Genomic DNA, 25,440 nt, shown 5'->3' with positions numbered 1-25,440 from the left:
GTAATGTGAGGGCGTGATCGATGCCAAGGACATTGTTCGCGCCGCGGATCTGCTGCACGACGTGGTGGCGCCGACGCCGCTGGAGTACTCGCGCTGGTTGAGTGACCTGGTCGGTGGCGACGTGTTCCTCAAGTGCGAGAACCTGCAGCGGACCGGTTCGTTCAAGCTGCGCGGGGCGTACGTCCGGATGGCCCGGCTGTCGAAGCGGGAGCGGGCTCGCGGTGTGGTCGCGGCAAGCGCCGGCAACCATGCGCAGGGGGTGGCGCTGGCGGCGCAGTTGCTCGGGATCAAGGCGACCGTGTTCATGCCGCACGGCGCACCGATCCCGAAGGAGAAGGCGACCCGGGCGTACGGCGCCGAGATCCGTTTCGTCGGAACGTCGATCGACGACTGCCTGCGGGCGGCACGCGCATTCGAGGCGGAGACCGGTGCCGTGCTGATCCACCCGTTCGACCACCCGGACATCGTGGCCGGGCAGGCGACGACCGGGCTGGAGATCGTCGAGCAGTGTCCGCAGGTGCGGACCGTCGTCGTACCGACCGGAGGCGGTGGCCTGATCGCGGGGATCGCGTCGGCGATGCAGCGCGATGGGTTACCGATCGAGGTGGTCGGAGTCCAAGCTGCCGGTGCCGCGGCGTACCCGGCGTCGCTCGCCGCCGGTGAGCCGGTGCAACTGGACGGCATGTCGACGATGGCGGACGGGATCGCGGTCGGTCTGCCGGGCGCTGTGCCGTTCGAGACGATCCAGCGGTACGTCGGGGAGATGCGCACGGTCGGCGAGGATTCGTTGTCCAAGGCCCTCTTGCTGCTGCTGGAACGGGCGAAGCTCGTGGTCGAACCGGCCGGCGCCGCCGCGGTGGCCGCCGTACTGGACGAGCCGGAGAGGTTCAAACCACCGGTCGTGGTGGTGCTGTCTGGTGGCAACATCGACCCGCTGCTGCTGATGCGCGTCATCCGGCACGGTATGGCGGCGGCAGGCCGCTACCTGTCGTTGCGGGTGCGGATCCCGGACACGCCCGGTGGTCTGGCGACCCTGCTGACCCAGCTCGCCGGCCTGGACGCGAACATCATCGAGGTGCTGCACGAGCGCATCTCGGAGACGCTGAATCTGGACGAGGTCGAGGTCGCACTGCAGCTCGAACTGCGGGGTGAAGAGCACCGCGAGCGGGTATTGGCCAGTCTGACCGGCAACGGGTACACGTACACGCTGAACTGAGGAGTTCGTTGTGAAGAAGACGCTCATCGCCGCCTCGGCGGCTTTGTTGCTCACGGCAGCAGCCTGTGCGCCGGGATCCGACAACCCGGGCGGCGGCACCAGCGCGCCGAGCACCGTGAAGACGGATGCCGCCTCGCTCGGCGACGTCCAGCTGACCGTCTGGGACCAGGAGGTCCGCGGCGGCCAGGCGGCCCAGATGGCGGAGTTGGTCAAGCAGTTCCAGGCGAAGTACCCCAACATCAAGGTCACCCGGGTCTCGCGCTCGTTCGACGACCTGAAGACGACCTTGCGGCTGGCGCTGTCCGGGAACAACGCCCCGGACGTCGTCCAGGCGAACAACGGCCGCTCCGACATGGGCGAGTTCGTGAAGGCCGGTCAGCTGGTGCCGCTGGACGAGTGGGCGAAGGCCTACAACTGGGGCAGCCGGTACCCGGGGTCCGTGCTGCAGTACTCGCGCTACTCGGCGGACGGCAAGACCTTCGGCGAGGGCAACCTGTACGGCTTGCCGCAGGTCGGCGAGGTGGTCGGGCTCTACTACAACAAGGAGAAGCTGACCAAGCTCGGCGTACAGCCGCCGAAGACGTGGGCCGAGTTCGAGGATGCGCTCGCCAAGGCGAAGGCGGCCGGTGAGGTGCCGATGCAGTTCGGCAACCTGGACAAGTGGCCGGCCATCCACGTGTTCGGCACGGTCCAGGACCGGTTCGTCCCGGCCGACCAGATCACCAAGCTCGCCTTCGGCCGGCCGGGTGCCTCCTGGAACACCCCGGAGAACACCAAGGCGGCCGAAACGCTGGTGTCGTGGGTCGACAAGGGCTACTTCAACCAGGGATTCAACGGGCAGGGGTACGACCCGGCCTGGCAGGACTTCGGCAAGGGCAAGGGCGTGTTCCTGATCGCCGGCACCTGGTTGCAGGCCGACCTGCAGAAGGCCCTCGGCGACAAGGTCGGCTTCATGCTGCCGCCGGGTGAGTCCGCCGATGCAAAGCCGGTGGTGACGGGTGGTACCGGTTTGCCGTTCGCGATCACCAACAAGGCGAAGAACCCGGACGCCGCCGCGGCGTACATCAACTTCATCACCAGCCCGGACGCGATGAAGATCCTCACCAGCACCGGCAACCTGCCGATCGCCGACACCTCGGCCCAGCAGGCCCCGCCCGGCCTGGCCAGTGACATCTTCAGCAGCTTCGGTACGGCGGTGAGCAAGGAAGCCCTGGTGCCGTACCTGGACTACGCGACCCCGACGATGTACGACACGATCGGAGCGGCGCTACAGGACCTCCTCGCGAAGAAGGCAGCACCCCAGCAGTTCCTGACCAAACTCGAGACCGACTACAGCAAGTTCGCTGGGAAGTGAGCGCACCGCCAGGAGAGCCGCGCCGGATTGGGTACTTGTACCTGTTGCCGGCGCTGCTCGTGTACGGCGCGTTCCTGCTGTATCCGTTGGTGCGCGCGGTGCACCTGTCGCTGTACGAGTGGGACGGGATCACGCTCGGCCGGTTCGTTGGACTGAGCAACTACGTGGACGTGGTCCGGGACGCCGGACTGCGGGCCGCGTTCGGGCACGCGCTGGTGCTGATCGTCTTCTACGCGGTCCTTCCGGTGCTGATCGGGCTGGCGCTGGCGTCGGTGCTGCAGCGGGCCAGGGTTCGCGGCCTCGGGTTCTTCCGGACCGTCGTCTTCCTGCCGCAGGTGGTGGCGATGGTCGTGGTGGCCGTCGCGTGGCGTCACATCTACGCTCCCGACGGCCCGCTGAACGACGTACTGCGGGCTGTCGGGCTGGATGGTGTCGCGCGCGGCTGGCTGGGGGACTACACGTTCGCCCTGCCGGCGGTCGGTGTGATCGGGACGTGGTTCGAGACCGGGTTGGTGACGGTGCTGCTGCTGGCGGGGATGTCGCGGATTCCGCGGGAGCGTTACGAGGCCGCGCGGCTCGACGGCGCCGGACCGCTGTCGGAGTTCTTCGCGGTGGTGCTGCCCGCGGTCCGCGGTGAGATCGCGGTCGCAGTGACATTGACGGTGATCGCGGCGTTGCGAACCTTCGACCTGGTCTACATCACCACGAGCGGCGGCCCTGGTACGTCGACCAGCGTTCCGGCGTACGAGGTCTATCACCGGGCCTTTGAACTCGGCCAGGTCGGCTCGGCGGCCGCCGTCGGGGTCTGCCTGACCGTGCTGATCTTCGTGATCACGCTCGGCGTCAACCGGTTGGCCGATCGGGGTGCCGCGTGAGGGCATCGTTCGCCGAGCGGATCGGCAACTACGCGCTCCTGACCGTCTTCGGCCTGTTCGCGCTCGGCCCGATCGTGACGATCCTCGCCGCCGCGCTCGGCCGGGACGACGCGGGAAGCGGCTCGAGTGGGTTCGGGAACTTCGGCGAGGCGTGGGAGATCGGACACTTCGGCACGTACCTGCGGATGAGTGTGGCGGTGTCGGTGACCGTCGTGGTCGTCAGCGTGCTGCTGTCGATCCTGAGCGGGTACGCATTCGGCACCATGCGGTTCCGCGGTGCCGGCGTGCTGTTCTACCTGTTCCTGATCGGGATCATGATGCCGACCGAGGCGATCGTCGTACCGCTGTACTTCGACCTGCGCACCCTCGGCCTGACCGACACGTTCTGGTCGGTCGCGCTCCCGCAGGTCGCCCAGTCCGTTGCCTTCGGCACCTTCTGGATGCGGGCCTACTTCCGGTCGGCCTCACGTTCGATGGTGGAAGCCGCCCGGCTGGACGGCGCCGGTCATTGGAGGACCCTGTGGCAGGTGCTGGTGCCGCCGGCCCGGCCCGCGCTGGTGACGCTGATCGTACTGGTGTTCATGTGGACGTGGAACGAGTTCCTCATCCCGCTGGTGATGGTGACGAGCGAGTCGCTGCGCACCGCGCCGCTGGGGCTGGCGTTCTTCTCCGGGCAGTACACGTCCGGCTTCACCCTGCTGGCCGCCGGCGCGGTGATCGTGGGTACGCCGGTCGTCCTCGTCTACGCCTTCCTCCAGCGCCACTTCATCGCCGGCATGCTGGAAGGCGCCGTCCGGGAGTGATCAGTCCTCGGCCAACGGCCGCACGTAGGTCAGCAGACTGACGAGGGTCTTGCCCGGCTCCTCCCAGGGCGCCAGGTGCGCCGAGTTCTCGAACCAGACGGCCTGCTTGTACGGCGCCTGGACCTTGGCGATCCAGGTCGCGGGCGGCTCCGACGGTGTCGTGTAGTCGTGCCGGCCCATGAACATCAGCACCGGGATCGGGAACTCGGTGACCCCGGTGAAGTCCACCTCGAGCAACTCGTCCAGGATCCGGCCCAAGGTGAACTGGTTGCCGTCGCCGATGGTCTCGGCCTCGTCGAGCGTGTACTCGGGGGAGAGCAGCGGCGCCTGGAAGAAGTAGAGGGAGTCGTCCCGGTAGGCGCTCAGCCCACCCCGGTACTGCGCCCACTGCCGGGCGATGATGATCCGCTCCCGGGTCAGCGGCTCGTCGCCCGGGTACGGCGCGATCGACGCGAGTTGCTCGAGAGCCTCGGTATGGCCGTGCCGACGGGCCTGCTCGACGGCGTACTCGAAGCAGAGCGTCTCGTTCGCCCGGGAATTGATCACTTGGCCGATGCCGACGTACGCGTGGAACAGGTCGGGCCGGGCGAGGGCGGCGGACATGCCGATCACAGTGCCCCAGCTGTGGCCGATCAGGATCACCTTGGCGACGCCGTACCGGTCCCGGATCTGCTGGGCGAGTTCGATCGCGTCATCGACGTACTGCGAGATCCGCAGGCTGTCCGCGATCGTGTCGGGGTCGGTGGTGCGGAAGGTCCGGCCGGCGCCGCGCTGGTCGTAGGTGACGACGGTGAAGTACTCCTCGATCGGCCGCTGGAACTGCCACCACACCGGCGACAGCGGCGATGCCGGGCCGCCGTGGACGAAGAGGATGACCGGGTTGGACCGGTCCTGGCCGCGGGCGTACACCCAGTGGTCGATGCCTCCGGCCGTCAGGTGGTAGGTCTCCTGGACACCGGTCGGGGCGACGATGCGCTGCAGGTCCGCGATGATCTCGCGGGCGTCATCGCCGGACAGCAGCGGTTCCTCAGCCATCCACCGATGGTAGGGGCTGACAGGTCTTGGCCAGCGGAGCGTGCAGCCGCTCGGCGAGCACCCGGCGCTGAGTGGGCCGGGCCTCGGTCTGGCGGCGCAGACCTTCGTCGGTGAGCCGGACGGTGACGGCGCGGCGGTCCTCGGGGCACATGTGCCGCTCGACCAGGCCGGCGGTCTCCAGCCGGCCGATCACCCGGGAGAGCGCGCTCTGGCTGAGGTGCACCGACTTCGCGATCGTCGCCACCTTCGCGGAGTGCTCCGGCAGCTCGGCGAGACGCTCGAGCACCTCGTACTCACTCATGCCCAGCGAATGACCAGCCTGCAGGGCCCGGTCGAGGGCGCAGGTCAGGTCCGCGTGGCGGGCCAGCAGCTCGCGCCACTCGCGGACATCAGCACTGGTCTCACCAGGACCGGCGCTGACCTTCGTGGCGGTCATGGAGGCGACATTATCATGCAGGCGCAATCTATGCAACTGCATTTAATGCCTGGACAATAGATGCACATGCATGCAATAGTCTCTCCTCGTGACACAGACAACGCACACCACATCACCGGCCCGCATGACCTGGGACGCGCGCCTCTGGGGCGCTCTTCTGGTGGTCTGCGGCGTGATCTTCCTCGACGGCCTGGACGTGTCCATGGTCGGCATGTCCCTGCCGTCCATCGGCGCCGACCTGGACGTTCCCCTTTCGTCCCTGCAGTGGGTCGTGACCGGCTACGTGCTCGGGTACGGCGGCCTGCTGCTGCTCGGCGGGCGAGCCGCCGACCTGCTCGGGCGCCGCCGCGTGTTCCTGATCGCGCTGGCTGTCTTCGCCGTGGTCTCGATGCTGAGCTCGCTGGCCACCAACCCTGAACTGCTCATCGCCGCGCGGTTCGTCAAGGGCGTCGCCGCCGCGTTCACCGCGCCGGCCGCGCTGTCCATCATCACCACGACCTTCCACGAGGGCCCGGACCGCAACCGCGCCCTCAGCATCTTCACCACCTGCGCCGCCAGCGGGTTCTCGATGGGCCTGATCCTCGGTGGGGCGCTGACCGAGGTCGGCTGGCGCTGGACCTTCCTGATGCCCGGCCCGGTCGCCCTGATCGTGCTGCTGTTCGCGATCAAGCTGATCCCGAACAGCCCGCGGGACAACGCCGTCGGCGGTTACGACATCCCCGGCGCGATCACGGTCACCGCCGGCATGCTGTCCCTGGTCTACGCCGTCGTCGGCGCGGAGCACGCCGGCTGGGCCTCGGTGCAGACCATCGGCACCTTCGCGCTGTCGGCCGCACTGCTGGCCGCCTTCGTCGCGATCGAACTGCGGTCGAAGCACCCGCTGGTCCGGCTCGGCATCCTGCGCAACGCGTCGCTGCGCCGGGCGAACCTGGCCATCCTGACCGTGTTCGGCTCGTACGTCGCCTTCCAGTTGATCGGCACGCTGTACCTGCAGAACCTGCTCGGCTGGTCGTCGTTCGAGACCGCGCTCGCCTTCCTGCCGGCCGGCCTGCTGGTCGCCACGCTGTCGCCGAACGCCGGCAAGCTGGCCGACCGGTTCGGGACCGAGACGATGATCATCACCGCGATGGCGTTCTTCGTCGCCGGGTACGCCCTGTCGCTGCGGATCGGCCCGGAGTCGGCGTACTTCGCGACCGTGTTCCCGACCATCATGCTGCTCGGCCTCGGGTTCGCGATCGGGTTCCCGGCGCTGAACATCCAGGCGGTGTCCGGTGTCCCGGACCACGAGCAGGGTCTGGCCTCCGGGCTGTTCAACACCTCCAACCAGGTCGGCGGCGCGGTGGTCCTGGCGATCGTGACCGCGGTCATCAGCAGCCAGTCCGTCGGCGTCACCACGCCGGCCGGGATGCTGTCGGCGTACAAGCCGGGTCTGGCCGTGGTGACCGGGATCGCCGCGCTCGGGCTGGTCATCGCGCTGACCGGTCTGCGTGGGCTCCGCGCCCGGCGGGAGGCCGAGGCGGTCGAGGCCGCCGAGCTGGCCGCAGTACAGAGGGAGCTGGCCGAGGAGGAGATGACCCCGGCCGCGTGACAACAACCAGCTCCTCCCGGGGCTGTTGCAGATATGAAGAGCAGTGCGGGTCACGGTTGTGGCCCGCACTGCTGTGTCTCGGGGGCCGGATGGGAGCGGTTAAGGGCGATCCCCGATTGGTTTCGGCCCCGCCGAGTGCTGGACTGGGCACATGAGCAACCAGAGCGACTACGACCGGCGGGTCAGGGACATCCTCGACCGGGTCGCCAAGGGCCACTTGTCCACCGAGGAAGGCGCCACCCTGATCGCCGCCATCAAGCCTGCACCTTCCGCGGGCGCGGCATCAGAAGGCGGTACTCCGGCCGACGCATCCGCTGGTGCGACGGCCGTGCCGGGTGAGGCGGACGGTCCGGTCGCACAGGAGCCGGTTGCCGACTCCTCGGCCGCAGGCAAGACCGACTGGCCGTCTGCGGACGATCTGCCGTCGCCGTCCGTGTGGGCGGACGTGGTCGACTCTCCGGACGCTGTCGATGTGCCCGTGGGCAAGGCCGCTCCGAAGGACGCCGAGACCCCCGCGGCCCCGGCTGCCGGCCAGGGCGCGGGTGTGCAGGAGAGCGTGGTCGACGAGGCGCCGGCCGAAGCCGAAGAGGCCGAGGCCGACGACGTGGAAGAGCACAGCAACGTGCCGATGCCGGCCGGGGTGCAGCGGGTGACGGTACGGGCGATCGGACGCCGGGTGCGGCTGATCGGTGAGCCCGCGGTCAACGGCGTTGCGGTGGACGGGCCGCACGTGATCAAGCGGGACGGTGACACCCTTGCGATCAGCAGCGAGGGCGACATGGGCGTCTCGATCGACGGGTTCAGCATGTTACGCAACCCGACCGACCTGAAGTCGCACGTCAACGGCCTGGCCAGGGAGCTGTCCATCCGGGTCAACCCCAGCCTGGAGGTCGAGGTCGAGGTGACCGGCGGCAGTGTCGCCGCCGAGCGTCTGCCCGGTCTGACCCGGGTCCGCGTCACCGCGGGTACGGCGAAGGTGGTCGACGTGTCCGGGCCGATCGACCTGCTCGTCCAGGCCGGCACGGCCACTCTGGACGCCCAGATCACCAAGGGCCGGTCCCGGGTCCGCGTCGAGTCCGGCGCCGCCAACGTGAACCTGCGCCGTGGCTCCGATGTCCACGTCCACACCGAGTCCCAGCTCGGCCGCGTCTCCTGGACCGGCGCCGTCAGCGGTCAGTCCAAGGACGTGGAGATCGGCCGGGGCCGGGCAGCGCTCGACGTCGAGGTCCTGGTCGGCACGGCTCAGATCGCTTCCGACTAGTCGTTTCGGCTCAGTCGTTTCGGGTGCCAGGCAGATCCTGCGGGTCTGCCTGGCGCTGCTCTGTCGCGGGGACCGTGCGGAGGGTGCGGAACGGCGAGAACACCAGGAACGCCGTGCCGGCGAGGGTTGCCAAACCCGAGATCCAGAGGGTGGCTCGCAGACCGAACGCAGTACCCAGTCCGCCGCCCAGGAGGCTGCCCAGGGGTGCCGCGCCCCAGCCGACGAAGCTCATCGTCGCGCTGACCCGGCCCTGCAACTCCGGCGGGCACACGCGTTGTCGGGTGCTGACCTGCAGGATGTAGCTGACGATGATGCAGAACCCGGCCAGCAGTGTCGCGGCGACGAACCAGCTCGCCTGCCAGCCCGGTCCGGTCAGCGCCTGAAGCGTGAAGGCCACGCCGATCCCTGTCGACGACAGCAGCAGCGCGCGGGCGTCGCCGTACCTGTTGCTGATCTTCTCGGTGACCGCTGACGCGACGATCGCGCCGCCCAAGCCGATCATGCTCAGTACGCCGATGGTGCTCGGCTGCAAGTGGATCTCGCGGACCAGGAACACGATCATCACCGCAGAGCCCGCGGCCTGGAACAGCATTGTCGTCGCCGTGTTGAGCGCGATCGGCCGCAGCAGAGGGTGGCGGAACACGTACCGCAGGCCCTCCGCGATCTCCCGCCGCAGGTTCGGCTTCTCCGGTTTGGCCGGACGTGGCTCCGGCGTACGGATGGAGCGGAGCCAGAGCGCGGACCACAGGAAGCTCAGAGCGTCCAAGCCGATCGTCACCGCGGCGCTGAGCCACTGAACCAGTACACCGCCCGCACCGGCACCGAGCACTGCGGCGACGGAGTGGTTGGCTGCCAGTTTGGCGTTCCCCGGGAGCAGCTGGTCCGGCTCCAGCAGTCGAGGCGGGTAGGAACTGTGTGCCACGTCGAACAGCACCGTGAGTATCCCGGCCAGCACCAGTACGACGTACAGCTGCGTGAGACTCAGTACGCCGAACAGGGCCGCGATGGGGATCGAGCCGAAGAGCACTGCCCGGCCCAGGTCGGCGAACACGAGTACCGGCAGGCACCGGACACGGTCGACCCACGCACCGGCGAACAGGCCCAGCAGGAGCCAGGCGGCCGTCTCGCACGTGCGGAGCAATGAGACCTGGAAGGTGGTCGCATCCAGGGTGAGTACGGCGAGCAGCGGGATCGCGATCATGCTCAACCGGGTGCCGAGCTGACTGAGCAGGTCCGCGGCCCAGAGACGGCGGAAATCGGGGTGGCTGAGGATGCTCCGGCTGGACGTCATACCGGGACCGTAAGTGCATAGTTGAGTCGTGTCGACTCAACTATCAACAAAGTTGAGTCTCTAAGACTCAAGTTTCGACTCAGGGTTGGCTCAGGGTCAAAAGGTGTCGAAACTGTCGGCGGCCTCCGCCAGGATGATGACCTGCGTCACATCCAGAAGGGGGACGTGCGGCATGGCTGCAATCGAGGCGATCGGCCTCGTGAAGACGTTCAAGTCACGGAAGAACACGGTGAAGGCACTCGACGGGATCGACCTCGAGGTGCCGGAGGGGAGTGTGCTCGGCCTGCTCGGGCCGAACGGCGCGGGCAAGACCACCACGGTCCGGATCCTCACCACGCTGATGGCACCGGACGAAGGTTCGGCGCGGGTGCTCGGGTACGACGTGGTGAAGGACGCCGACCTGGTCCGCTCGCTGGTCGGCCTGTCCGGTCAGTACGCCGCTGTCGACGAACTGCTCACCGGCCGGGAGAACCTGTGGATGTTCGGCCGGCTGTACCGGCTGAGCAGCGAGCAGGCGAAACAGCGGGCCGACGAGTTGCTGGAGATCTTCGATCTGACCGACGCCGCGGACCGGATCCTGAAGACGTACTCGGGTGGCATGCGGCGCCGGCTGGACCTGGCCGGCTCGCTGATCGCGCAACCCAAGGTCCTGTTCCTGGACGAGCCCACGACCGGGCTCGATCCACGCAGCCGGCTCGACCTGTGGCAGATCATCCGGGACCGGGTCAGCGAAGGTGTGACGATCCTGCTGACCACGCAGTACCTGGAAGAAGCCGACGAGCTGGCCGACAGCATCGCGGTGGTCGACCACGGGTCGGTGATCGCCCGCGGTACGGCGGACGAGCTCAAGGCGAAGGTGGGCGGTGAGCGGATCGAGGTCGTCGTCCACGACCCCGACGAGACCTCCCGCGCGCTCGAGTTGCTCACCGCCGCGCTCGGCGTCACCGACCCCGACGCGACCTCGATGGACAGGCACAGCCGGCGCATCACCGTGCCGGCGCCGGGTGGGTCGAGCTCGCTGGTCGACGTGATCCGCACCCTCGACGGGGCCGGCATCCGGATCGCCGACATCGGCCTGCGCCGGCCGACGCTCGACGACGTGTTCCTCACCCTGACCGGGCACGAGGCGGAAGAGAAGGAGACGGTGTGAACGAGCGGAGCGCGGCTTGTGTCTCGTCGGCGCCCGGAGCGAAGCGAGGACGCCGATGAGCACGTCGGTTGACCGTACGCCGGTTGACGGCCCGGCGCGGGTGAACCCGATCGGCCGGGCGGTGTCGGACGCGGGTGTGCTGGCCTGGCGGAGCCTGAAGCGGATCCCGCGGACACCGGACATGCTGATCTACGCGACCATCCAGCCGATCATGTTCGTGCTGCTGTTCGCCTACGTGTTCGGTGACGCGATCCCGATTCCCGGGGCGCCGGGGGCCAAGGCCTACCGGGAGTTCCTGATGTCCGGGATCTTCGCCCAGACCATGGCGTTCGCGGTCGCGTCCGCGAGCGTCGGGCTGGCCGACGACATGTCGAAGGGGCTGATCGACCGGTTCCGGTCGTTGCCGATGGCACGGTCCGGGGTGATCGCCGGCCGGGTGATCGGCGACCTGGTGTTCAACGCGTTCGTGATGCTGGTGATGGTGATCTGCGGGTTCATCGTCGGCTGGCGCTGGCACAACGGGTTCGGCCAGGCGCTGGCGGCGTTCGGGATCCTGCTGCTGTTCGCGTTCGCGATGCTGTGGGTGGGCGCGCTGATCGGCCTGTCGGTCGGCGGTCCCGAGGTGGCGGCGTCGGCGGGCCTGATCTGGCTGTTCCCGCTGACGTTCCTGTCCAACGCCTTCGTCCCCACGCCGAACCTGCCGGGCGCGCTGCAGCCGGTGGCCGAGTGGAACCCGATCTCCTCGATCGTCGCCGCCTGCCGTCACCTGTTCGGCAACCCGTCCCCGTTCGCCAGCGACGGCTTCCCGGCGCAGCACCCGGTGCTGCTGTCGCTGATCTGGTGCACGGTGATCATCGCGATCTTCGCGCCGCTCGCCGTCCGGAAGTACCGCAGCGCGACCAGTCACTGATCCAGTCACCGCGGCGGCCGGGCATCCGTGTCCGGTCGCCGTCGTACGTCCCGAGCCGTTGACAAGACTTGTACGGCGTACAAATACTTCGAACTGTGTTAAAGGAACCGGCGGCGAACTGGCGGGAGGCGCGGCGGGCGAACGCCCGGGCCGCAGTGCTGACGGCCGCCTGGGAGTTGGTGCGCGCGGACGGGCTGGCCGCGTTGTCGCTGCGTGAGCTGGCACGGCGGGCCGGTATCACCACGCCGACGGTGTACGCGTACTTCGCGTCCAAGAACGCCATCCTGGACGCGATGTTTCGGCAGGCGGCACAGGCGTTCCTCGACCTGAAGGCGTCCCTGCCGGAGACCGACGATCCACAGCAGGATCTGCTCGCCGACGTACGCACGTTCATCGACTTCTGCGTGTCCGACGTACCGCGGTACCAACTGCTGTTCCAGCACGCGGTGCCCGGGTTCACGCCGTCGGAGGAGTCCTACGGGCTCGCGGTGAAGGCGCTCGACCTCACCCGCGAACTCCTCGCACGCAACGGCGTGCACGATCCGCGGCACCTCGACATCTGGACGGCAGTGATGACCGGCCTCGTCGACCAGCAGGTCTCCAACGAGCCTGGCGGCGACCGGTGGACCCGTCTCGCCGAGGACGTCACCCGGATGTTCCTCGCCCAGTTCGCGAGCGGGGACGCCGGCGCAGCAAGGGGGAAACCATGACCACCGTGACCCGGCCCAGCCTGCACCACCTCGCACTGACCGTGACGGACCTGGATGCCAGCGTCCAGTGGTACGGCGATGTGTTCGGTGTGCAACCCGTCCTCGACGTACCGCATCAGGGCGGCGTCGGGCGCATCCTCGCCGACGCGGACCGCCGGCTGATGATCGCGCTGCACCACCACGACACCAACGACGGCGCCCTGTGCAAGGAAACCGTCACCGGCCTCGACCATGCCGGCTTCGCCGTCCCCAGCCGAGCGGACCTCGAACAATGGCAGGACCACCTCGAGGCCCACGGCGTAGTCCGCGCCGACACCGCCGACAAACCCCTCACCCAGTCCCCCATCAGCGACGAGCCCTACGCCTCGGTCCTCGTCTTCCGAGACCAAGACAACATCCAACTAGAACTCTTCGCCCCGGCCCACCAGTAAGCCGTACGGCGGGAAATGAGAAGCGCCCCGGGGGATTCCACCGGGGCGCTGGAGCTGGGTGGGGTCAGCCGGTGAAGGGTTCGGCGGCGACGATCTCGACCGTCACGTCCTTGCCGTTCGGCGCCTCGTAGGTCGCCTTGTCGCCCTTCTTCTTGCCGAGGATCGCGGAACCCAGCGGGGACTGCGGCGAGTACACGTCGATGTCGACCGACGCGTCCAGGGCCAGCAGTTCGCGGGAGCCGAGCAGGAACGTCTCGACGTCGTCGTCTCCGGCGAACTTGATCGAGACCTTCATCCCGGGCTCGATCTTGCCGCCGGCCTTCGGGGTCTCGCCGACCCGGGCGCGACGCAGCATGTCCTCCAGCTGCCGGATCCGGGCCTCGATCTTGCCCTGCTCGTCCTTGGCGGCGTGGTACCCGCCGTTCTCCTTGAGGTCGCCCTCGTCCCTGGCCTCGCTGATGCGCTGCGTGATCTCGGCACGGGCGGGGCCCTTGAGGTGCTCGAGCTCGGACTTCAGCTGGTCGTAACCATCCTGCGTCAGCCAGACAACGCTGTCCTCGTCGATCTTCTGCGTCACGGGCTGCTCCTTGTGTCGGTGGGATGGGCAGAAAAGCTTCTGGCCGCCGTCGTCGACGGCGACCAATCCACTGAGCGTAGCAAGTTACAGGCCGGAACCCCACTGTTCTTTCCCGCCTCAACGCCGGGGAAACCGCTTGCCCGGTGGTTTTTCCCACATCCCGCCCCACCAATCCGGCAATCGGTTGCCCACGCCACCCGCACAGCCTCAATCGGTACGGCGCCGGGACTGGGGGGCGTCGGTATGCGAGGTGGTTGGGGCGGGCGGGGCGGTGGCGTGGTGCTGGTGCGGGTGGGGCGGTGGCGGTGGTGGTGGTGCGGGTGGGCTGGTGGGGCGGTGGTGGTGGTGCGTGTGGGACGGTGGCGCGGAGGTGGACGGGTGACTGGTGTGGGGTGTGTGCGCCGCGGGGTCAGTGGGGGCGGGGGTTGTCGGGGGTGGTGCAGCCGATGAGGACGACTGAGGTGGCGGCGCGTTGGGTGGTGAGGGTGGCCGGGAGGGTCTGGTGGCGGGGGGAGTCGGCGGGGATCGTGATGGTGAGTTCGCCGACGATGGAGAAGTCGGCGGCCTTCGCCTGCAGCCGGCAGCTGGCCTCGGTCGGCTCGGACCGGTCGACCTGGATGGTCGCCTTCGCGGTCCGCGGTGAGGTGATCTCGAAGCCGATCAGCCGTGACGTGACCGGTGGGGTCGACTGTACGAACGCGGCCCACAGCAACCACGCCAACCCCACCGCGACCACAACAGCCACCACCCCGATTACCACCGGCCGCCGCGACCGTCCCCCTCGCCCGTACCGTGCGTCGAGGTCTGTTGTCGGGGGAGTGGGTGACGGCTCAGTCAACGGGAGTCCAGGGGGTCGGTCGTGGGGGTGGGGCGGGGTTGGAGGACCATTGTGTCTTGTGAGTGGAGATCTTCGGTTGCTGCATGTGCATGCGCACCCTGATGACGAGTCGAGCAAGGGGGCCGCGTCGACGGCCCGGTACGTCGCCGAGGGCGTCGAGGTCATGGTGGCCACGTGTACCGGTGGGGAACGCGGATCGATCCTGAATCCGAAGATGGACCGGCCGGAGGTGCTCGAGAACATCAGCGAGATCCGCCGGCGGGAGATGGACGCGGCCCGGGAGATCCTCGGCATCCGGCAGGAGTGGCTGGGCTGGGTCGACTCGGGGTTCCCGGAGGGTGACCCGCTGCCGCCGCTGCCCGAGGGCTGCTTCGCGTCGCTCAAGGTCGAGGACGCCGCCGCGCCGCTGGTGAAGCTGATCCGCGAGTTCCGTCCGCAGGTCGTGACGACGTACGACGAGAACGGCGGCTACCCGCACCCCGACCACGTGATGTGCCACCAGATCACCGTGGCCGCGTTCGAGGCGGCCGGTGACAAGGACGCCTACCCGGGTCTCGGCGAGCCGTGGCAGCCGCTGAAGCTGTACTACCACCACACGTTCCACCGCGAGCGGATGAAGGCGCTGCACGACGCGATGGTGGCCCGCGGCCTCGAGTCGCCGTACGCCGAACGCCTGCAGGACTGGAAGCCGGACCCGGAGAACGAGCGCCGGATCACCACCCGGGTCGAATGCGCGCAGTACTTCTCGGTCCGGGACAAGGCGCTGTTGGCACACGCCACTCAGATCGACCCGGACGGTGCGTGGTTCGCCGTGCCGCTGGAGGTGCACCAGGAGGCGTGGCCGACCGAGGACTACGAACTGGCCCGGAGTCTGGTGGACACAGCACTTCCCGAGGACGACCTGTTCGCGGGGCTGCGCTGACGGCGGGCCCGGACAGTGAGAGACTGGTGGCGTGACAGCGATGACCACCCTTGTGACGACCGAGATCGACCCGAACTCGGTGCGCCCCGGCTGGGTCGCGCTGCTGATCGTGCTGGCGCTCGGTGTCGCCACGGCGCTGCTCATGCGCAACATGGGCAAGCAGTTGAAGCGGATCGACTTCGACGGCGATGGTGCGGACGGCCGAGCACCGTCCGGCGGCCCAGCGAGCGAGGACAGCTCAGCGGACCCGGCTGGCGATGCCGGGCCGAAGGCGACGGCCACCCCGACTGCGACTGACTCGTCGGCCACGAGGCCGGCCACGACGTCGCCAGCCACCTCGTCGGGCACCGACCCGAAGGCGCATTCGAAGCACTGAGTGCGACACCCTCATCACGAGTTGGTGTCGACTGGGCAGCCCACCTCCGGCTGACCCTATAGTGAGCCGCGTGTCGAATCGTGCCGAGGGCGGGGCCCCTCAGTGACCGCGACCCGCGCTGCCCGGCACCGCATGCCCGGACGGCTGGTGGCGGGTGGCGCGAGCGCGGTGGTGGTCGCCTCGGTGGGGCTGGTGATCGCGCTGTTCGCAGCGGGTAGTGAGCCTCGCGACATCGGTGTGATCGGCGGACCCAGCCTGTTCGTCGGCTGGCTGCTGCCGTTCTTCCGGCTGATCGCCGTGCTGGCGACCGTCGGCTGCGCGGGCGCTCTGCTGGCGGCCGTCGTACTGCTGCGGATCGAGGGCGGACCGCTCGGCGTCCAGGGCCGGCGGGCGGTCCGGGACGCCAGCAACTCCGCGATCATCTGGGCGGTCTGCTCGTTCGCCGGCGCCGTGGTCACCGCCGCGATTCTGCTCGACACTCCGGTCGACCTGCTCCGGCTCCGGCTGGACGACGCGCTCGGCGTACCCGAGGTGAAGGCGCTGCTGATCACCGGCATCCTCGTGGCCGCCCTGGGGATCGGCATCCGCCGGGTCCAGACGTCGTCGGCGGCCGGGCTCGGGGTGATCGTCGCGATCACCGCGCTCATTCCGACGGCCGTCACGGCGTACCCGCGCAACGAGTCGTACGTCGTCCTGGCCGGGACGGCCCTGGTCTTCCACGTCATCGCGGCGACCAGTTGGATCGGCGGCCTCGCGGGCCTGGTCCGGTACGGGCGGGCCAGCCGGAGCGGCCTTCCGATCGTGCTCGAACGGTTCAACCAGGTCGCGCTGATCTCGTCGGTCGCCGTACTGCTGAGCGGCCTGATCAGCGCGGCCGGCCGGCTGGCCGCGAAGGGCGGCGGCTGGGACGCGGTCCCGGACGCGTTGACGGCGGGCTCGTACGGCGCTCTGTTGCTGGCCAAGATCGCCGCCTTCGTGCTTCTGGTCGTCGGCACCTGGCTGCACCGCCGCAGAGCCACCGGCGACCTGATCGCGGACGGCCGGGGCTTCTGGCAGATCGTCGGCTTCGAACTCGTCACGATGGCCCTGACCCTGGGCCTCTCGGTCGCTCTTTCGCAGACCCCCTAACGTGGAGGTATGACGTCCGTCAACGAGCTAGGCCGGAGTACGAGTCCCTACCTGCGGCAGCACGCGGAGAATCCGGTGGCGTGGCGGGAGTGGTCGGACGCCGCGTTCCAGGAGGCTCGGGAGCGGGACGTGCCGGTGTTCCTGTCGATCGGGTACTCGGCGTGTCACTGGTGTCATGTGATGGCGCACGAGTCGTTCGAGGACGAGGCGACGGCGGCGTACCTGAACGAGCACTTCGTCTGCGTCAAGGTGGATCGCGAGGAGCGTCCGGACGTGGACGCGATCTACATGTCGGCGACGGTGGCGATGACCGGGCACGGCGGCTGGCCGATGTCGGTGTTCCTCACCCCGGGCGGCGAACCGTTCTTCTGTGGCACGTACTTCCCGGCCGAGCAGCGCAGCGGTATGGCGTCCTTCCGGCAGGTGCTCGAGTCGCTGGTCGACGCCTGGCGCACCAAGCGTGACCAGATCGACGGCATCGGCCGGCGGGTGGTCGAGCAGCTGGGTGCCCAGCAGGTCCAGCCGGGCGACACGATCGATCTCGACCGGGCGGCCGCGCTGCTGAAGGTCGACTTCGACCCGGTGGACGCCGGTTTCGGCGCCGCACCGAAGTTCCCGCCGTCGATGGTGCTCGACTTCCTGCTGCGCCATCGCCGCCGTACCGGGTCCGGGGACGCGCTCGCGATGGTCGAGGCGACGTGCGAGCGGATGGCGCGCGGTGGAATGTACGACCAGCTGGCCGGCGGCTTCGCGCGGTACTCGGTCGACGCCCAGTGGGTCGTTCCGCACTTCGAGAAGATGCTGTACGACAACGCCCTGCTGCTCGACGTCTACACGCACTGGTGGACGGTCAGCGCGAACCCGCTGGCTCGCCGGATCGCCGAGGAGACCGCCGATTTCCTGATCGCCGAGCTCCGCACCCCGGAAGGCGGTTTCGCCTCCGCTCTCGACGCCGACACCGAGGGAGAGGAGGGCAAGTACTACGTCTGGACGCCGGAGCAGCTCCACGAAGCGCTGGGCGAGGACGACGCCCGGTGGGTCATCGAACTCTGCAACGTCACCGGCACCTTCGAGCACGGCGCCTCGGTGCTCCAACTCCGCCAGGACCCCGACGACCCCGAGCGGTGGCAGCGTCTGCGGGCAACGCTCCGCGAGGCAAGGAGCCACCGCACCTATCCCGGCCGCGACGACAAGGTTGTTGCCGCCTGGAACGGTCTGGCCATCACCGCCCTCGCCCGGGCCGGCGTGATTCTGTCCAGGCCCGAGTACGTCGAAGCCGCCGAAGCCGCGGCCGGATTGGTCCGGGACGTCCACATCGACGACACCGGGCGGCTGCATCGGACCTCTCGGGACGGAGTCCAGGGGACCGCTCACGGTGTGCTCGAGGACTACACGGCGTACGCGCAGGCCTGTCTGACCCTGCTGGGTGTCACCGGCAACATCGAGTGGTACGACACCGCGCGGCAACTGCTCGATCGGACCCTCGACCAGTTCGTTGCCGACGGCTCGTACTTCGACACGGCCGCCGATGCCGAGGCGCTGGTCTGGCGACCGCAGGATCCGACCGACAACGCCAGCCCGTCGGGCGTGAGCCTTGCCGCCGAGGCCTTCACCACCCTGGCCAGCCTGACCGGATCGGTCCGGTACGAGACCGCGGCCGAGCAGGCGCTCAAGGCGTCCGCGACCGTCGCGGCCCGGGCTCCCCGGTTCGCCGGCCGGGCCCTGGCCGTGGCCGAGACCGTTGCCTCCGGCCCGCTCGAGATCGCGATCGCCGGCGCGTCGCCCGACCTGCTGAGGACGGCGATGACCGAGGCTCCGTGGGGTACGGCGATCGTCCAGGGGGAGCCGGGTCTCGCCGTACCGCTGATGGAAGGCCGTGGGCTGGTCGGGGACAAGCCGGCGGCGTACGTCTGTCAGAAGTTCACCTGCCGGCTGCCGGTCGTGTTGCCGGAAGACCTTCGCCGGGAGTTGACGGCGGCGAACTGACAACGGCGGCGGTGCGGGTTTTCCCTGCCGTTTCGCGCGAATCTCTTGACTGCGGCCCCTGCGCGGACGAGAGTCCTCCCTCAGTCGGATGTAACAGATCTCGCATGTCCTGACACACAGTGTCACAACAGAGGCAGTGGCACTGCTGGGCCAGACATCCGGCGTCCCCAAATTGAATTGGTCGCTGCGCCCAAACAGCGACCACACCGTGAGGAGATGTTGTCTTGAAACGACTGACATCAGCAGGGGCGGTGGCCATCGTCGCGGCAGCAGGACTTGCCGGGGCGTCGCTCGCCGGCTCGCCCGCGGGAGCCGCTGATCGTGCGGCTCCGTTCCCGGCATCCGGCTTCAACCAGCCGGCCGCGGTCCAGGCCGAACAGGCGCTGACCGCGCGGACGGCCGCAGTTCTCGGACTCGCGAGTGGTGAGGTGCTCAAGGTTCGCGACGTCGTGCGGGATCCGGACGGTACCGAGTACGTTCGCTACGACCGGACCTACAACGGCCTGCCCGTGGTCGGCGGCGACCTGATCCTCAAGCGCAAGGGCGAGAAGATCAACCAGGTCACCTACAACCGCGGCGCAAAGTCCGTCGGTGTCCCGACCAAGCCGACTCTGTCCCAGTCGGCCGCGTTGGCCACCGCCGCCAAGAGCGCCAAGTTCAAGGCCACCGGCAACAAGGGCTCTCTGGTCGTGTTCGTCACCGAGGCCAGGCCCGTCCTCGCGTACGACGTCGTCACCACCGGCGTGAAGGCGGACCAGACCCCGTCCGTCCTGCACTCCTACATCGACGCCAAGACCGGCGCGGTGCTGGCCCAGAGCGACGAGATCAAGACCGGCACCGGCAATTCGATGTACTCCGGCACCGTCAGCATCGGTACGTCGGGCAGTTACACGATGAGCGACCCGAGCCGTGGCGGCAACTACACCACGGACCTCAACGGAGCGACCTCCGGGACCGGCACCACGTTCACCGACCCGGACGACACCTGGGGCAACGGCACCACCTCGAACCGGCAGACCGCCGGTGTGGACGCGCACTTCGGTGCCCAGCTGACCTGGGACTACTACAAGAACGTCCACTCCCGCAACGGCATCTGGAACAACGGCCAGGGCGCCCGGTCCCGGGTGCACTACGGCAACGCGTACGTCAACGCGTTCTGGGACGGCACCCAGATGACGTACGGCGACGGCGCCAACAACCAGCGGCCGCTGACCTCGATCGACGTCGCCGCCCACGAGATGACCCACGGCGTCACCGAGGCGACCGCGAACCTGAACTACTTCGGCGACGCGGGCGGCCTGAACGAGGCCAGCTCGGACATCTTCGGTACGGCCGTGGAGTTCTCCGCCAACAACTCCGCCGACCCGGGTGACTACCTGATCGGCGAGAAGATCAACATCAACGGGAACGGCACGCCGCTGCGTTACATGGACAAGCCGTCGAAGGACGGACGCAGCGTGGACTGCTGGTCGACCAGCACCGGCGGGATGGACCCGCACTACTCGTCCGGCCCGCTGAACCACTGGTTCTACCTGGCCTCGGAGGGCACCGGCAGTAAGGTCATCGGCGGCGTGACGCACAGCAGCACCGCCTGCAACGGCGCCACCATCACGCCGGTCGGCCGCGACGTGGCCGCCAAGGTCTGGTACCGGACGCTGAGCACGAAGCTCTCCTCGGGCAGCACCTACAAGGACGCCCGCGAAGGCGCGATCAACTCGGCCAAGGAGCTGTACGGCGCCGACTCGACCCAGTGCAAGGGCATCGAGGCCGCGTTCAACGGCATCTCCGTCCCGGCCGGCGCGGCGACCTGTGGTGGCAGCACCGAACCGCCGCCCACCGGTGGCAACCTACTGCTGAACCCGGGCTTCGAGTCCGGTGCGGTGAACTGGACCGGCACCTCCGGCCCGATCACCAACGACACCGGCCGCCCGGCCCGGACCGGCACCTGGAAGCTGTGGCTCGGCGGCAACGGCACCACCTCGACCGAGACCATCTCCCAGCAGGTCACCATCCCGGCGACCGCGACCAGTGCGACGCTGTCGTTCTGGATCCGCATCGACACCGCCGAGACGACCACCTCGACCGTGTACGACCGGACCAGGATCCAGATCGTCGACGGTGCGACCACGACGACGCTGGCGACGTACTCGAACCTGAACAAGAACACCACCTACACGCAGAAGACCTTCAACGTGACGGCCTACAAGGGCAAGACGATCTCGGTGAGGTTCCTGATGAACGAGGACTCGTCGCTGCAGACCAGCTTCGTGGTCGACGACACCTCACTGGCCGTGAGCTGACCCGCTCGCGGTGACACCCGTCCGGGGCGCGCGGCCTCCGCCCAGGCCCGCGCGCCCCGGATTCTTCTTTGATTGAGGCCAAAGGAGATCCGCCCATGCGCAAGTCCGTCTACTCCGGTCTCGGCATCGCTCTCGTAGCCGGCGCACTGTTTGCCCCAGGCAACGTCGCCGGCGCGGTCGAGTCACCGGACATCTCCGTCACCAACACCAAGGCGCACCTCGACCAGTTCCAGGCGATCGCCACGAACAACGGCGGCAACCGCTACACCGGCCGCCCCGGCTACAAGGCGTCGGCCGACTGGGTGAAGGCCAAACTCGACGCGGCCGGTTACACCACCACCCTGCAGTCCTTCTCCACCTCGGTCGGTACGTCGTACAACGTCATCGCCGAATGGCCGCACGGCGACCCGAACCACGTCGTGATGGCCGGTGCCCACCTGGACTCGGTCAGCTCCGGTCCGGGGATCAACGACAACGGCTCAGGCAGCGCCGGCGTACTCGAAACCGCCCTCGCCTACGCTGCCGGCGGCCAGACTCCCAGGAACCGGTTGAGGTTCGGCTTCTGGGGCGCCGAGGAACTCGGGCTGCTCGGCTCCAAGTACTACGTCAACAACCTGCCGGCCGCCGAGCGCGACAAGATCGAGCTGTACCTGAACTTCGACATGATCGCGTCGCCGAACCCCGGCTACTTCGTGTACAACGACAACCCCGCGGGCAACGGCGCCCGCGACGACCTGGTCGCGTACTTCACCGGCAAGAACGTGCAGACCGAGTTCATCGACGTACAGGGCCGCTCCGACCACGCCGCCTTCCGGTCGCTCGGCATCCCGACCGCGGGGACGTTCTCCGGCGCCGAGGGGACGAAGACGTCCGCCCAGGCGGCCAAGTGGGGCGGTACGGCGGGTCAGGCGTTCGACCCGTGTTACCACCGCTCCTGCGACAACATCAACAACCTCGACCTCACCTCGCTGGACCGGCAGATCGATGCCATCGGCCACATGATCTGGACCTACGCCCAGAAGGACTACGACGCCGGCCCGCCGCCGGCCGGCGGCAATCTGATCCAGAACCCGGGCTTCGAGTCCGGCGCGGTGAACTGGACCGGGACCACCGGCGTGATCACCAACAGCACGTCCCGGCCGGCGCACGGCGGCAGCTGGAAGGCGTGGCTGCAGGGCAACGGCCGGACCACCAGCGAGAACCTCGGCCAGTCGGTGACGATCCCCGCCACCGCGACGGCCGCGTCCCTGTCGCTGTGGATCCGGATCGACACCGCCGAGACGACCGGTTCGACGGTGTACGACACGGTCAAGGTGCAGATCGTCGACGGCGCCACGACCACCACGCTGGCGACGTACTCGAATCTGAACAGGAGCTCGTCGTACGTCCAGAAGACCCTGAACGTCCTTGCCTACAAGGGCAAGACGGTCACGGTCCGGTTCCTCGGTCAGGAGGACTCGTCGCTGCAGACCAGCTTCGTGATCGACGACGTCGCGGTGACCACGAACTGACCGTCTAGAGCGGCTTGCACCGCTTGCCCGGTGGGATGGCGGCTTCGGTGAGCAGGGTGCTCACCGGGGCCGTCATCGGCTTCACCTTCGGTTCCTCGAGCCGGGCGGTCTTACCGTTCGCGGTGACCGCGACGATCATGTCGTCGGGGTGCCGGGTGCTCGGCTTCGTCACCGGCAGAGCGTCCCAGTCGACCTGCCGGGCGGCCGCGGTGAGTGATGCCAGCAGGGACCGGTCCAGCTTGCAGCGGACCGTTTCCTTGCCGCGCGAGCTCACCGTGGCGACCCCGTCGGTGTCGATCACCACCCTGTCGTCGAACCCGGCGATCCCTCCGGTCCGGGTGACGACGAGTGGGAGGCCGGAACCGGCCGGTGTCGACTGGGTCACGGTCGGCATCGACGGCGTGGGGGTGCTGGACGGGCTGGACGGGCTGGACGGGGTGCCGCCCGCGCCGCCCTCGGACTCGTTGCCGCAGCCGGTCAGGACGAGTCCCACCGCGGCGGCCACCGCTGCGTAGCTGCTGAGGTTCCTCACGCACCATGGATACCCGTGGACGCCGCGTTCGTTGCAGCTGTGACACGACTGAGATCTACACGTCAGACCACTGTGGAGACCAGATCCACCAGCACACGCGTGAGCAGCACCCGGTGCTCGAACAGCTCGAGCGTGGCCGTGGCACCGGGCTGGCTGATCTGTTCCAGCGGCAGCGCGGTGAAGGTCGCGCGGGCGAGCAGCGAGCCGAGGTAGCCGTAGAGCACCTGCTCCTCGGTCACCTGCATCCCCTCCTCGGCGAGTCCGGTGAGGAATGCCCTGAGGATCGTCTTGTGTACGAGCGGCAGCGCGTCGGGCGACAGTTCCCCGGCGTGGGCGAGCCCGACGAGCAGTTGACCGAGGTCGAACCCGACCGCCTGCGGGCAGTCGAACCCCCAGTCGATCACCACGAACTCGTCCGGTTTCCCCTTCGGGACCAGCAGGTTCTGCGGACTGGCGTCCCCATGCTGGTAACACTGCGGCAGCGCGTCGAGAGCATCCAGTACGGCGGGCACCCGCTCGGCCAGCGCGAGCAGGTCTTCCCGCAGCCGGTGGTCCCCGACGTTGTACACGGCGGTCGCGAGCAACGGATGACGCCAGGTCTCCGGATCCGCGAGGGCCGGCACCGCGCTCATCAGCACCCGCCCGTGCGTGTAGTAGCGCAAGGCGTATCCGGGCTGGTGGCAGTCACCGCCGCGGGGGAGCAGCGGCTCGACGAGGTGCGGCTGGCGGCGCGCGGACAGCCGTCCGAGCAGGTACGCCGCCCGTTCGAACCGCTCCATCGGCCACGGGCCCGGCTCCTGGGTGACGTTCTCCATCCACAGCGTGCCGCGATCGTCGTCGTACAGGTCGATCCGGTACGCCGTGGGCAGCCGCATGCCGTCGGGGAGCAGGTCGCCGAGACCGCTCTGATGGACGGCGATGTCCAGCTGCCACGGCATGTTCTGGATGAAGGCCTCCCGGAACGGCTCGGGCACCATCGTGATGTGCGGCCAATGCCGCACCGACTGCAGTTGCTTGACGAAGCAGGACCAGTCGACCGTGTACGTCTCCGGGCTGCCGGTCGGCAGGGTCGCCGTACCGAAGACGCGCAGCAGCGCCGCGGTGCTCGGCGTACCGATCGGGTAGTCGACCGGCTCGACCCGGACCGCACCGGGATCGGCTTCCGGGTGCCCGGTGATGGTTCGGACCAGGGCGGTGAGATCGTCCCCGGTCAGCGCGTCGCGGCCGAGCAGTTCCAAGGCGGTGATCATGGCTGTGTCCCCCCAAACGATGTCTACCGCCCATCGTGCGGGAGGACCTTCAGCCAGTCTTCAGGGCTGGCACGGATGCGCCGGAGAAATCATCCTGCCCGGTACGTCGCGATGCTGACGGCGATGTAGTGGCAGATGAACGCGGCGACGGTGAACGCGTGGAAGATCTCGTGGAAACCGAACCACCGCGGCGACGGGTTCGGCCGCTTGGTGCCGTAGACGACCGCACCGATCGAGTACAGCGCGCCGCCGACGGCGATCAGTGTGACCACCGCGGCGCCGCCGTAGTGGTAGATGTCGCCCATCCAGAAGATCGCCACCCAGCCCAGGGCCAGGTAGATCGGGGTGTACAGCCAGCGCGGCGCGCTCACCCAGAAGATCCGGAACAGGATGCCGGCCAGCGCACCGCCCCAGACCAGGCCGAGCATCACGGCCCGGTCCTTGCCGTGCAGCAGCACCATGCCGAGCGGGGTGTAGGTGCCGGCGATCAGCAGGAAGATGTTGCTGTGGTCGAGCCGGCGCAGGATCGCCTCGCCGGTCGGGCCCCAGTAGAACCGGTGGTACAGCGCGGAGATGCCGAACAACAGCATCGCGCCCAGGGTGTAGACCGCCGCCGCCCAGCGGGCGCTCGAGCTCGGGGCCAGGCAGATCAGCACGATGCCGGCGGCGGTGGCCAACGGGAACGTGCCGGCGTGCAGCCAGCCGCGGAGTTTGGGTTTGAGGGGGCCGAGCCGTCCGGAGAGCCGGTGACCGAGTTCCTGTGGCTGGGTACTGCTAGCGGTCATCGCCGTCCTTTCGAGGTACCGGGCGGTGGTCTCACCTACTCAACCGTAACCTACGGAAGCGTAGGTTCAAGGTCCATAAGGATGAAATGTAGGCGAGATCGCCCGGCGGCACACCTTCCCTCGCGTGTCCGACGCGCGAACACCGGCGAAAGTTCGATCTTCCTCCGAGCCGATT

Annotated in this window: 24 protein-coding genes; 16 read left to right on the top strand and 8 right to left on the bottom strand. The window is 68.6% G+C overall.

Going from position 1 to position 25,440, the window contains the following annotated elements; all coding sequences use genetic code 11:
- Window positions 1-13: 13 nt before the first annotated feature.
- Genes ilvA through ACYVOK_RS28155 form a run of 4 tightly spaced genes read left to right on the top strand, consistent with a single transcriptional unit; the run spans window position 14 to window position 4,248 of the window.
- Window positions 14-1,216 (top strand): threonine ammonia-lyase, encoded by a 1,203-nt coding sequence (ilvA, locus tag ACYVOK_RS28170; protein ID WP_460665569.1) that lies wholly within the window; start codon window positions 14-16, stop codon window positions 1,214-1,216.
- A 10-nt stretch (window positions 1,217-1,226) separates the two neighbouring features.
- Window positions 1,227-2,570 carry an extracellular solute-binding protein gene (locus tag ACYVOK_RS28165; RefSeq protein WP_460665568.1) on the top strand — a complete coding sequence of 448 codons (1,344 nt, stop codon included), beginning with the start codon at window positions 1,227-1,229 and terminating at the stop codon, window positions 2,568-2,570.
- Window positions 2,571-2,605: 35 nt separating this feature from the next.
- Window positions 2,606-3,445 (top strand): carbohydrate ABC transporter permease, encoded by an 840-nt coding sequence (locus ACYVOK_RS28160; RefSeq protein WP_460665567.1) that lies wholly within the window; start codon window positions 2,606-2,608, stop codon window positions 3,443-3,445.
- Window positions 3,442-4,248, top strand: coding sequence for a carbohydrate ABC transporter permease (locus tag ACYVOK_RS28155; protein ID WP_460665566.1), 807 nt, complete (start codon window positions 3,442-3,444; stop codon window positions 4,246-4,248). Before ACYVOK_RS28160 ends, ACYVOK_RS28155 begins: the two co-directional genes overlap by 4 nt.
- Here the strand turns inward: ACYVOK_RS28155 and ACYVOK_RS28150 are convergent, their stop codons facing one another.
- Both ACYVOK_RS28150 and ACYVOK_RS28145 read right to left on the bottom strand, forming a co-directional pair.
- On the bottom strand, window positions 4,249-5,283 hold the full coding sequence (locus tag ACYVOK_RS28150) for an alpha/beta fold hydrolase (protein ID WP_460665565.1): 1,035 nt from the start codon (window positions 5,281-5,283) through the stop codon (window positions 4,249-4,251).
- Complete coding sequence (locus ACYVOK_RS28145) at window positions 5,276-5,719, bottom strand: MarR family winged helix-turn-helix transcriptional regulator (RefSeq protein WP_460665564.1); 444 nt, start codon at window positions 5,717-5,719, stop codon at window positions 5,276-5,278. The genes ACYVOK_RS28150 and ACYVOK_RS28145 overlap by 8 nt, the downstream gene beginning before the upstream one ends.
- Before the next feature lie 88 nt (window positions 5,720-5,807).
- Here ACYVOK_RS28145 and ACYVOK_RS28140 point away from each other — a divergent pair, with 88 nt between their 5' ends.
- Window positions 5,808-7,307 carry an MFS transporter gene (locus tag ACYVOK_RS28140; protein WP_460665563.1) on the top strand — a complete coding sequence of 500 codons (1,500 nt, stop codon included), beginning with the start codon at window positions 5,808-5,810 and terminating at the stop codon, window positions 7,305-7,307.
- Window positions 7,308-7,458: 151 nt separating this feature from the next.
- The gene (locus tag ACYVOK_RS28135) at window positions 7,459-8,568 is read left to right on the top strand and encodes a hypothetical protein (protein WP_460665562.1); all 1,110 of its coding nucleotides are present in this window, start codon (window positions 7,459-7,461) and stop codon (window positions 8,566-8,568) included.
- 10 nt (window positions 8,569-8,578) lie between these two features.
- Here the strand turns inward: ACYVOK_RS28135 and ACYVOK_RS28130 are convergent, their stop codons facing one another.
- Window positions 8,579-9,859 carry an MFS transporter gene (locus ACYVOK_RS28130; protein ID WP_460665561.1) on the bottom strand — a complete coding sequence of 427 codons (1,281 nt, stop codon included), beginning with the start codon at window positions 9,857-9,859 and terminating at the stop codon, window positions 8,579-8,581.
- A 172-nt stretch (window positions 9,860-10,031) separates the two neighbouring features.
- Between ACYVOK_RS28130 and ACYVOK_RS28125 the strand changes: the two genes are divergently transcribed.
- From ACYVOK_RS28125 to ACYVOK_RS28110, 4 genes are all read left to right on the top strand, one after another.
- Complete coding sequence (locus ACYVOK_RS28125; RefSeq protein ID WP_460665560.1) at window positions 10,032-11,009, top strand: ATP-binding cassette domain-containing protein; 978 nt, start codon at window positions 10,032-10,034, stop codon at window positions 11,007-11,009.
- 55 nt (window positions 11,010-11,064) lie between these two features.
- Window positions 11,065-11,919 (top strand): ABC transporter permease, encoded by an 855-nt coding sequence (locus ACYVOK_RS28120; RefSeq protein WP_460665559.1) that lies wholly within the window; start codon window positions 11,065-11,067, stop codon window positions 11,917-11,919.
- A gap of 95 nt (window positions 11,920-12,014) precedes the next feature.
- Window positions 12,015-12,629, top strand: coding sequence for a TetR/AcrR family transcriptional regulator (locus tag ACYVOK_RS28115; protein ID WP_460665558.1), 615 nt, complete (start codon window positions 12,015-12,017; stop codon window positions 12,627-12,629).
- A complete protein-coding gene (locus ACYVOK_RS28110; protein ID WP_460665557.1) occupies window positions 12,626-13,060 on the top strand; it encodes a VOC family protein in 435 nt (144 codons plus the stop codon). Before ACYVOK_RS28115 ends, ACYVOK_RS28110 begins: the two co-directional genes overlap by 4 nt.
- A 64-nt stretch (window positions 13,061-13,124) precedes the next feature.
- On the opposite strand, the gene greA is transcribed toward ACYVOK_RS28110, so the two are convergent.
- Both greA and ACYVOK_RS28100 read right to left on the bottom strand, forming a co-directional pair.
- On the bottom strand, window positions 13,125-13,637 hold the full coding sequence (gene greA, locus ACYVOK_RS28105) for a transcription elongation factor GreA (protein WP_460665556.1): 513 nt from the start codon (window positions 13,635-13,637) through the stop codon (window positions 13,125-13,127).
- A 409-nt stretch (window positions 13,638-14,046) separates the two neighbouring features.
- On the bottom strand, window positions 14,047-14,475 hold the full coding sequence (locus ACYVOK_RS28100; RefSeq protein ID WP_460665555.1) for a DUF4307 domain-containing protein: 429 nt from the start codon (window positions 14,473-14,475) through the stop codon (window positions 14,047-14,049).
- 58 nt (window positions 14,476-14,533) lie between these two features.
- Between ACYVOK_RS28100 and mca the strand changes: the two genes are divergently transcribed.
- From mca to ACYVOK_RS28070, 6 genes are all read left to right on the top strand, one after another.
- Window positions 14,534-15,397: a mycothiol conjugate amidase Mca gene (gene mca, locus ACYVOK_RS28095; protein ID WP_460665554.1), complete on the top strand. Its 864-nt coding sequence runs from the start codon at window positions 14,534-14,536 to the stop codon at window positions 15,395-15,397.
- A gap of 40 nt (window positions 15,398-15,437) precedes the next feature.
- Window positions 15,438-15,773 carry a hypothetical protein gene (locus ACYVOK_RS28090; protein ID WP_460665553.1) on the top strand — a complete coding sequence of 112 codons (336 nt, stop codon included), beginning with the start codon at window positions 15,438-15,440 and terminating at the stop codon, window positions 15,771-15,773.
- Window positions 15,774-15,875: 102 nt separating this feature from the next.
- Window positions 15,876-16,901: a CopD family protein gene (locus tag ACYVOK_RS28085; RefSeq protein WP_460665552.1), complete on the top strand. Its 1,026-nt coding sequence runs from the start codon at window positions 15,876-15,878 to the stop codon at window positions 16,899-16,901.
- A 9-nt stretch (window positions 16,902-16,910) separates the two neighbouring features.
- A complete protein-coding gene (locus ACYVOK_RS28080) occupies window positions 16,911-18,887 on the top strand; it encodes a thioredoxin domain-containing protein (protein ID WP_460665551.1) in 1,977 nt (658 codons plus the stop codon).
- Window positions 18,888-19,138: 251 nt separating this feature from the next.
- The gene (locus tag ACYVOK_RS28075) at window positions 19,139-21,187 is read left to right on the top strand and encodes a M4 family metallopeptidase (RefSeq protein WP_460665550.1); all 2,049 of its coding nucleotides are present in this window, start codon (window positions 19,139-19,141) and stop codon (window positions 21,185-21,187) included.
- A gap of 95 nt (window positions 21,188-21,282) precedes the next feature.
- Window positions 21,283-22,698 carry a M28 family metallopeptidase gene (locus ACYVOK_RS28070; RefSeq protein WP_460665549.1) on the top strand — a complete coding sequence of 472 codons (1,416 nt, stop codon included), beginning with the start codon at window positions 21,283-21,285 and terminating at the stop codon, window positions 22,696-22,698.
- A 4-nt stretch (window positions 22,699-22,702) separates the two neighbouring features.
- On the opposite strand, the gene ACYVOK_RS28065 is transcribed toward ACYVOK_RS28070, so the two are convergent.
- The 3 genes from ACYVOK_RS28065 to trhA all read right to left on the bottom strand — a co-directional run bounded on the left by ACYVOK_RS28065 (window position 22,703) and on the right by trhA (window position 25,265).
- Window positions 22,703-23,230, bottom strand: a complete 528-nt coding sequence (locus tag ACYVOK_RS28065) for a hypothetical protein (protein ID WP_460665548.1) — start codon at window positions 23,228-23,230, stop codon at window positions 22,703-22,705.
- Between the two features lie 62 nt (window positions 23,231-23,292).
- The gene (locus ACYVOK_RS28060; protein WP_460665547.1) at window positions 23,293-24,480 is read right to left on the bottom strand and encodes a phosphotransferase; all 1,188 of its coding nucleotides are present in this window, start codon (window positions 24,478-24,480) and stop codon (window positions 23,293-23,295) included.
- An 89-nt stretch (window positions 24,481-24,569) separates the two neighbouring features.
- On the bottom strand, window positions 24,570-25,265 hold the full coding sequence (gene trhA / locus ACYVOK_RS28055; protein ID WP_460665546.1) for a PAQR family membrane homeostasis protein TrhA: 696 nt from the start codon (window positions 25,263-25,265) through the stop codon (window positions 24,570-24,572).
- Window positions 25,266-25,440 lie beyond the last annotated feature (175 nt).

This window comes from Kribbella swartbergensis, assembly GCF_054784135.1.
This window is presented reverse-complemented; position numbering and strand designations above follow the sequence as displayed.

Excerpts from the sequence above, each read along its gene's own strand:
- ACYVOK_RS28150 (WP_460665565.1), bottom strand. The coding sequence starts at position 5,283 with ATGGCTGAGGAACCGCTGCTGTCCGGCGATGACGCCCGCGAGATCATC.
- ACYVOK_RS28145 (WP_460665564.1), bottom strand. The coding sequence starts at position 5,719 with ATGACCGCCACGAAGGTCAGCGCCGGTCCTGGTGAGACCAGTGCTGAT.
- ACYVOK_RS28135 (WP_460665562.1), top strand. The coding sequence starts at position 7,459 with ATGAGCAACCAGAGCGACTACGACCGGCGGGTCAGGGACATCCTCGAC.
- ACYVOK_RS28130 (WP_460665561.1), bottom strand. The coding sequence starts at position 9,859 with ATGACGTCCAGCCGGAGCATCCTCAGCCACCCCGATTTCCGCCGTCTC.
- ACYVOK_RS28125 (WP_460665560.1), top strand. The coding sequence starts at position 10,032 with ATGGCTGCAATCGAGGCGATCGGCCTCGTGAAGACGTTCAAGTCACGG.
- ACYVOK_RS28120 (WP_460665559.1), top strand. The coding sequence starts at position 11,065 with ATGAGCACGTCGGTTGACCGTACGCCGGTTGACGGCCCGGCGCGGGTG.
- ACYVOK_RS28110 (WP_460665557.1), top strand. The coding sequence starts at position 12,626 with ATGACCACCGTGACCCGGCCCAGCCTGCACCACCTCGCACTGACCGTG.
- ACYVOK_RS28090 (WP_460665553.1), top strand. The coding sequence starts at position 15,438 with ATGACCACCCTTGTGACGACCGAGATCGACCCGAACTCGGTGCGCCCC.
- ACYVOK_RS28080 (WP_460665551.1), top strand. The coding sequence starts at position 16,911 with ATGACGTCCGTCAACGAGCTAGGCCGGAGTACGAGTCCCTACCTGCGG.
- ACYVOK_RS28070 (WP_460665549.1), top strand. The coding sequence starts at position 21,283 with ATGCGCAAGTCCGTCTACTCCGGTCTCGGCATCGCTCTCGTAGCCGGC.
- ACYVOK_RS28060 (WP_460665547.1), bottom strand. The coding sequence starts at position 24,480 with ATGATCACCGCCTTGGAACTGCTCGGCCGCGACGCGCTGACCGGGGAC.
- trhA (WP_460665546.1), bottom strand. The coding sequence starts at position 25,265 with ATGACCGCTAGCAGTACCCAGCCACAGGAACTCGGTCACCGGCTCTCC.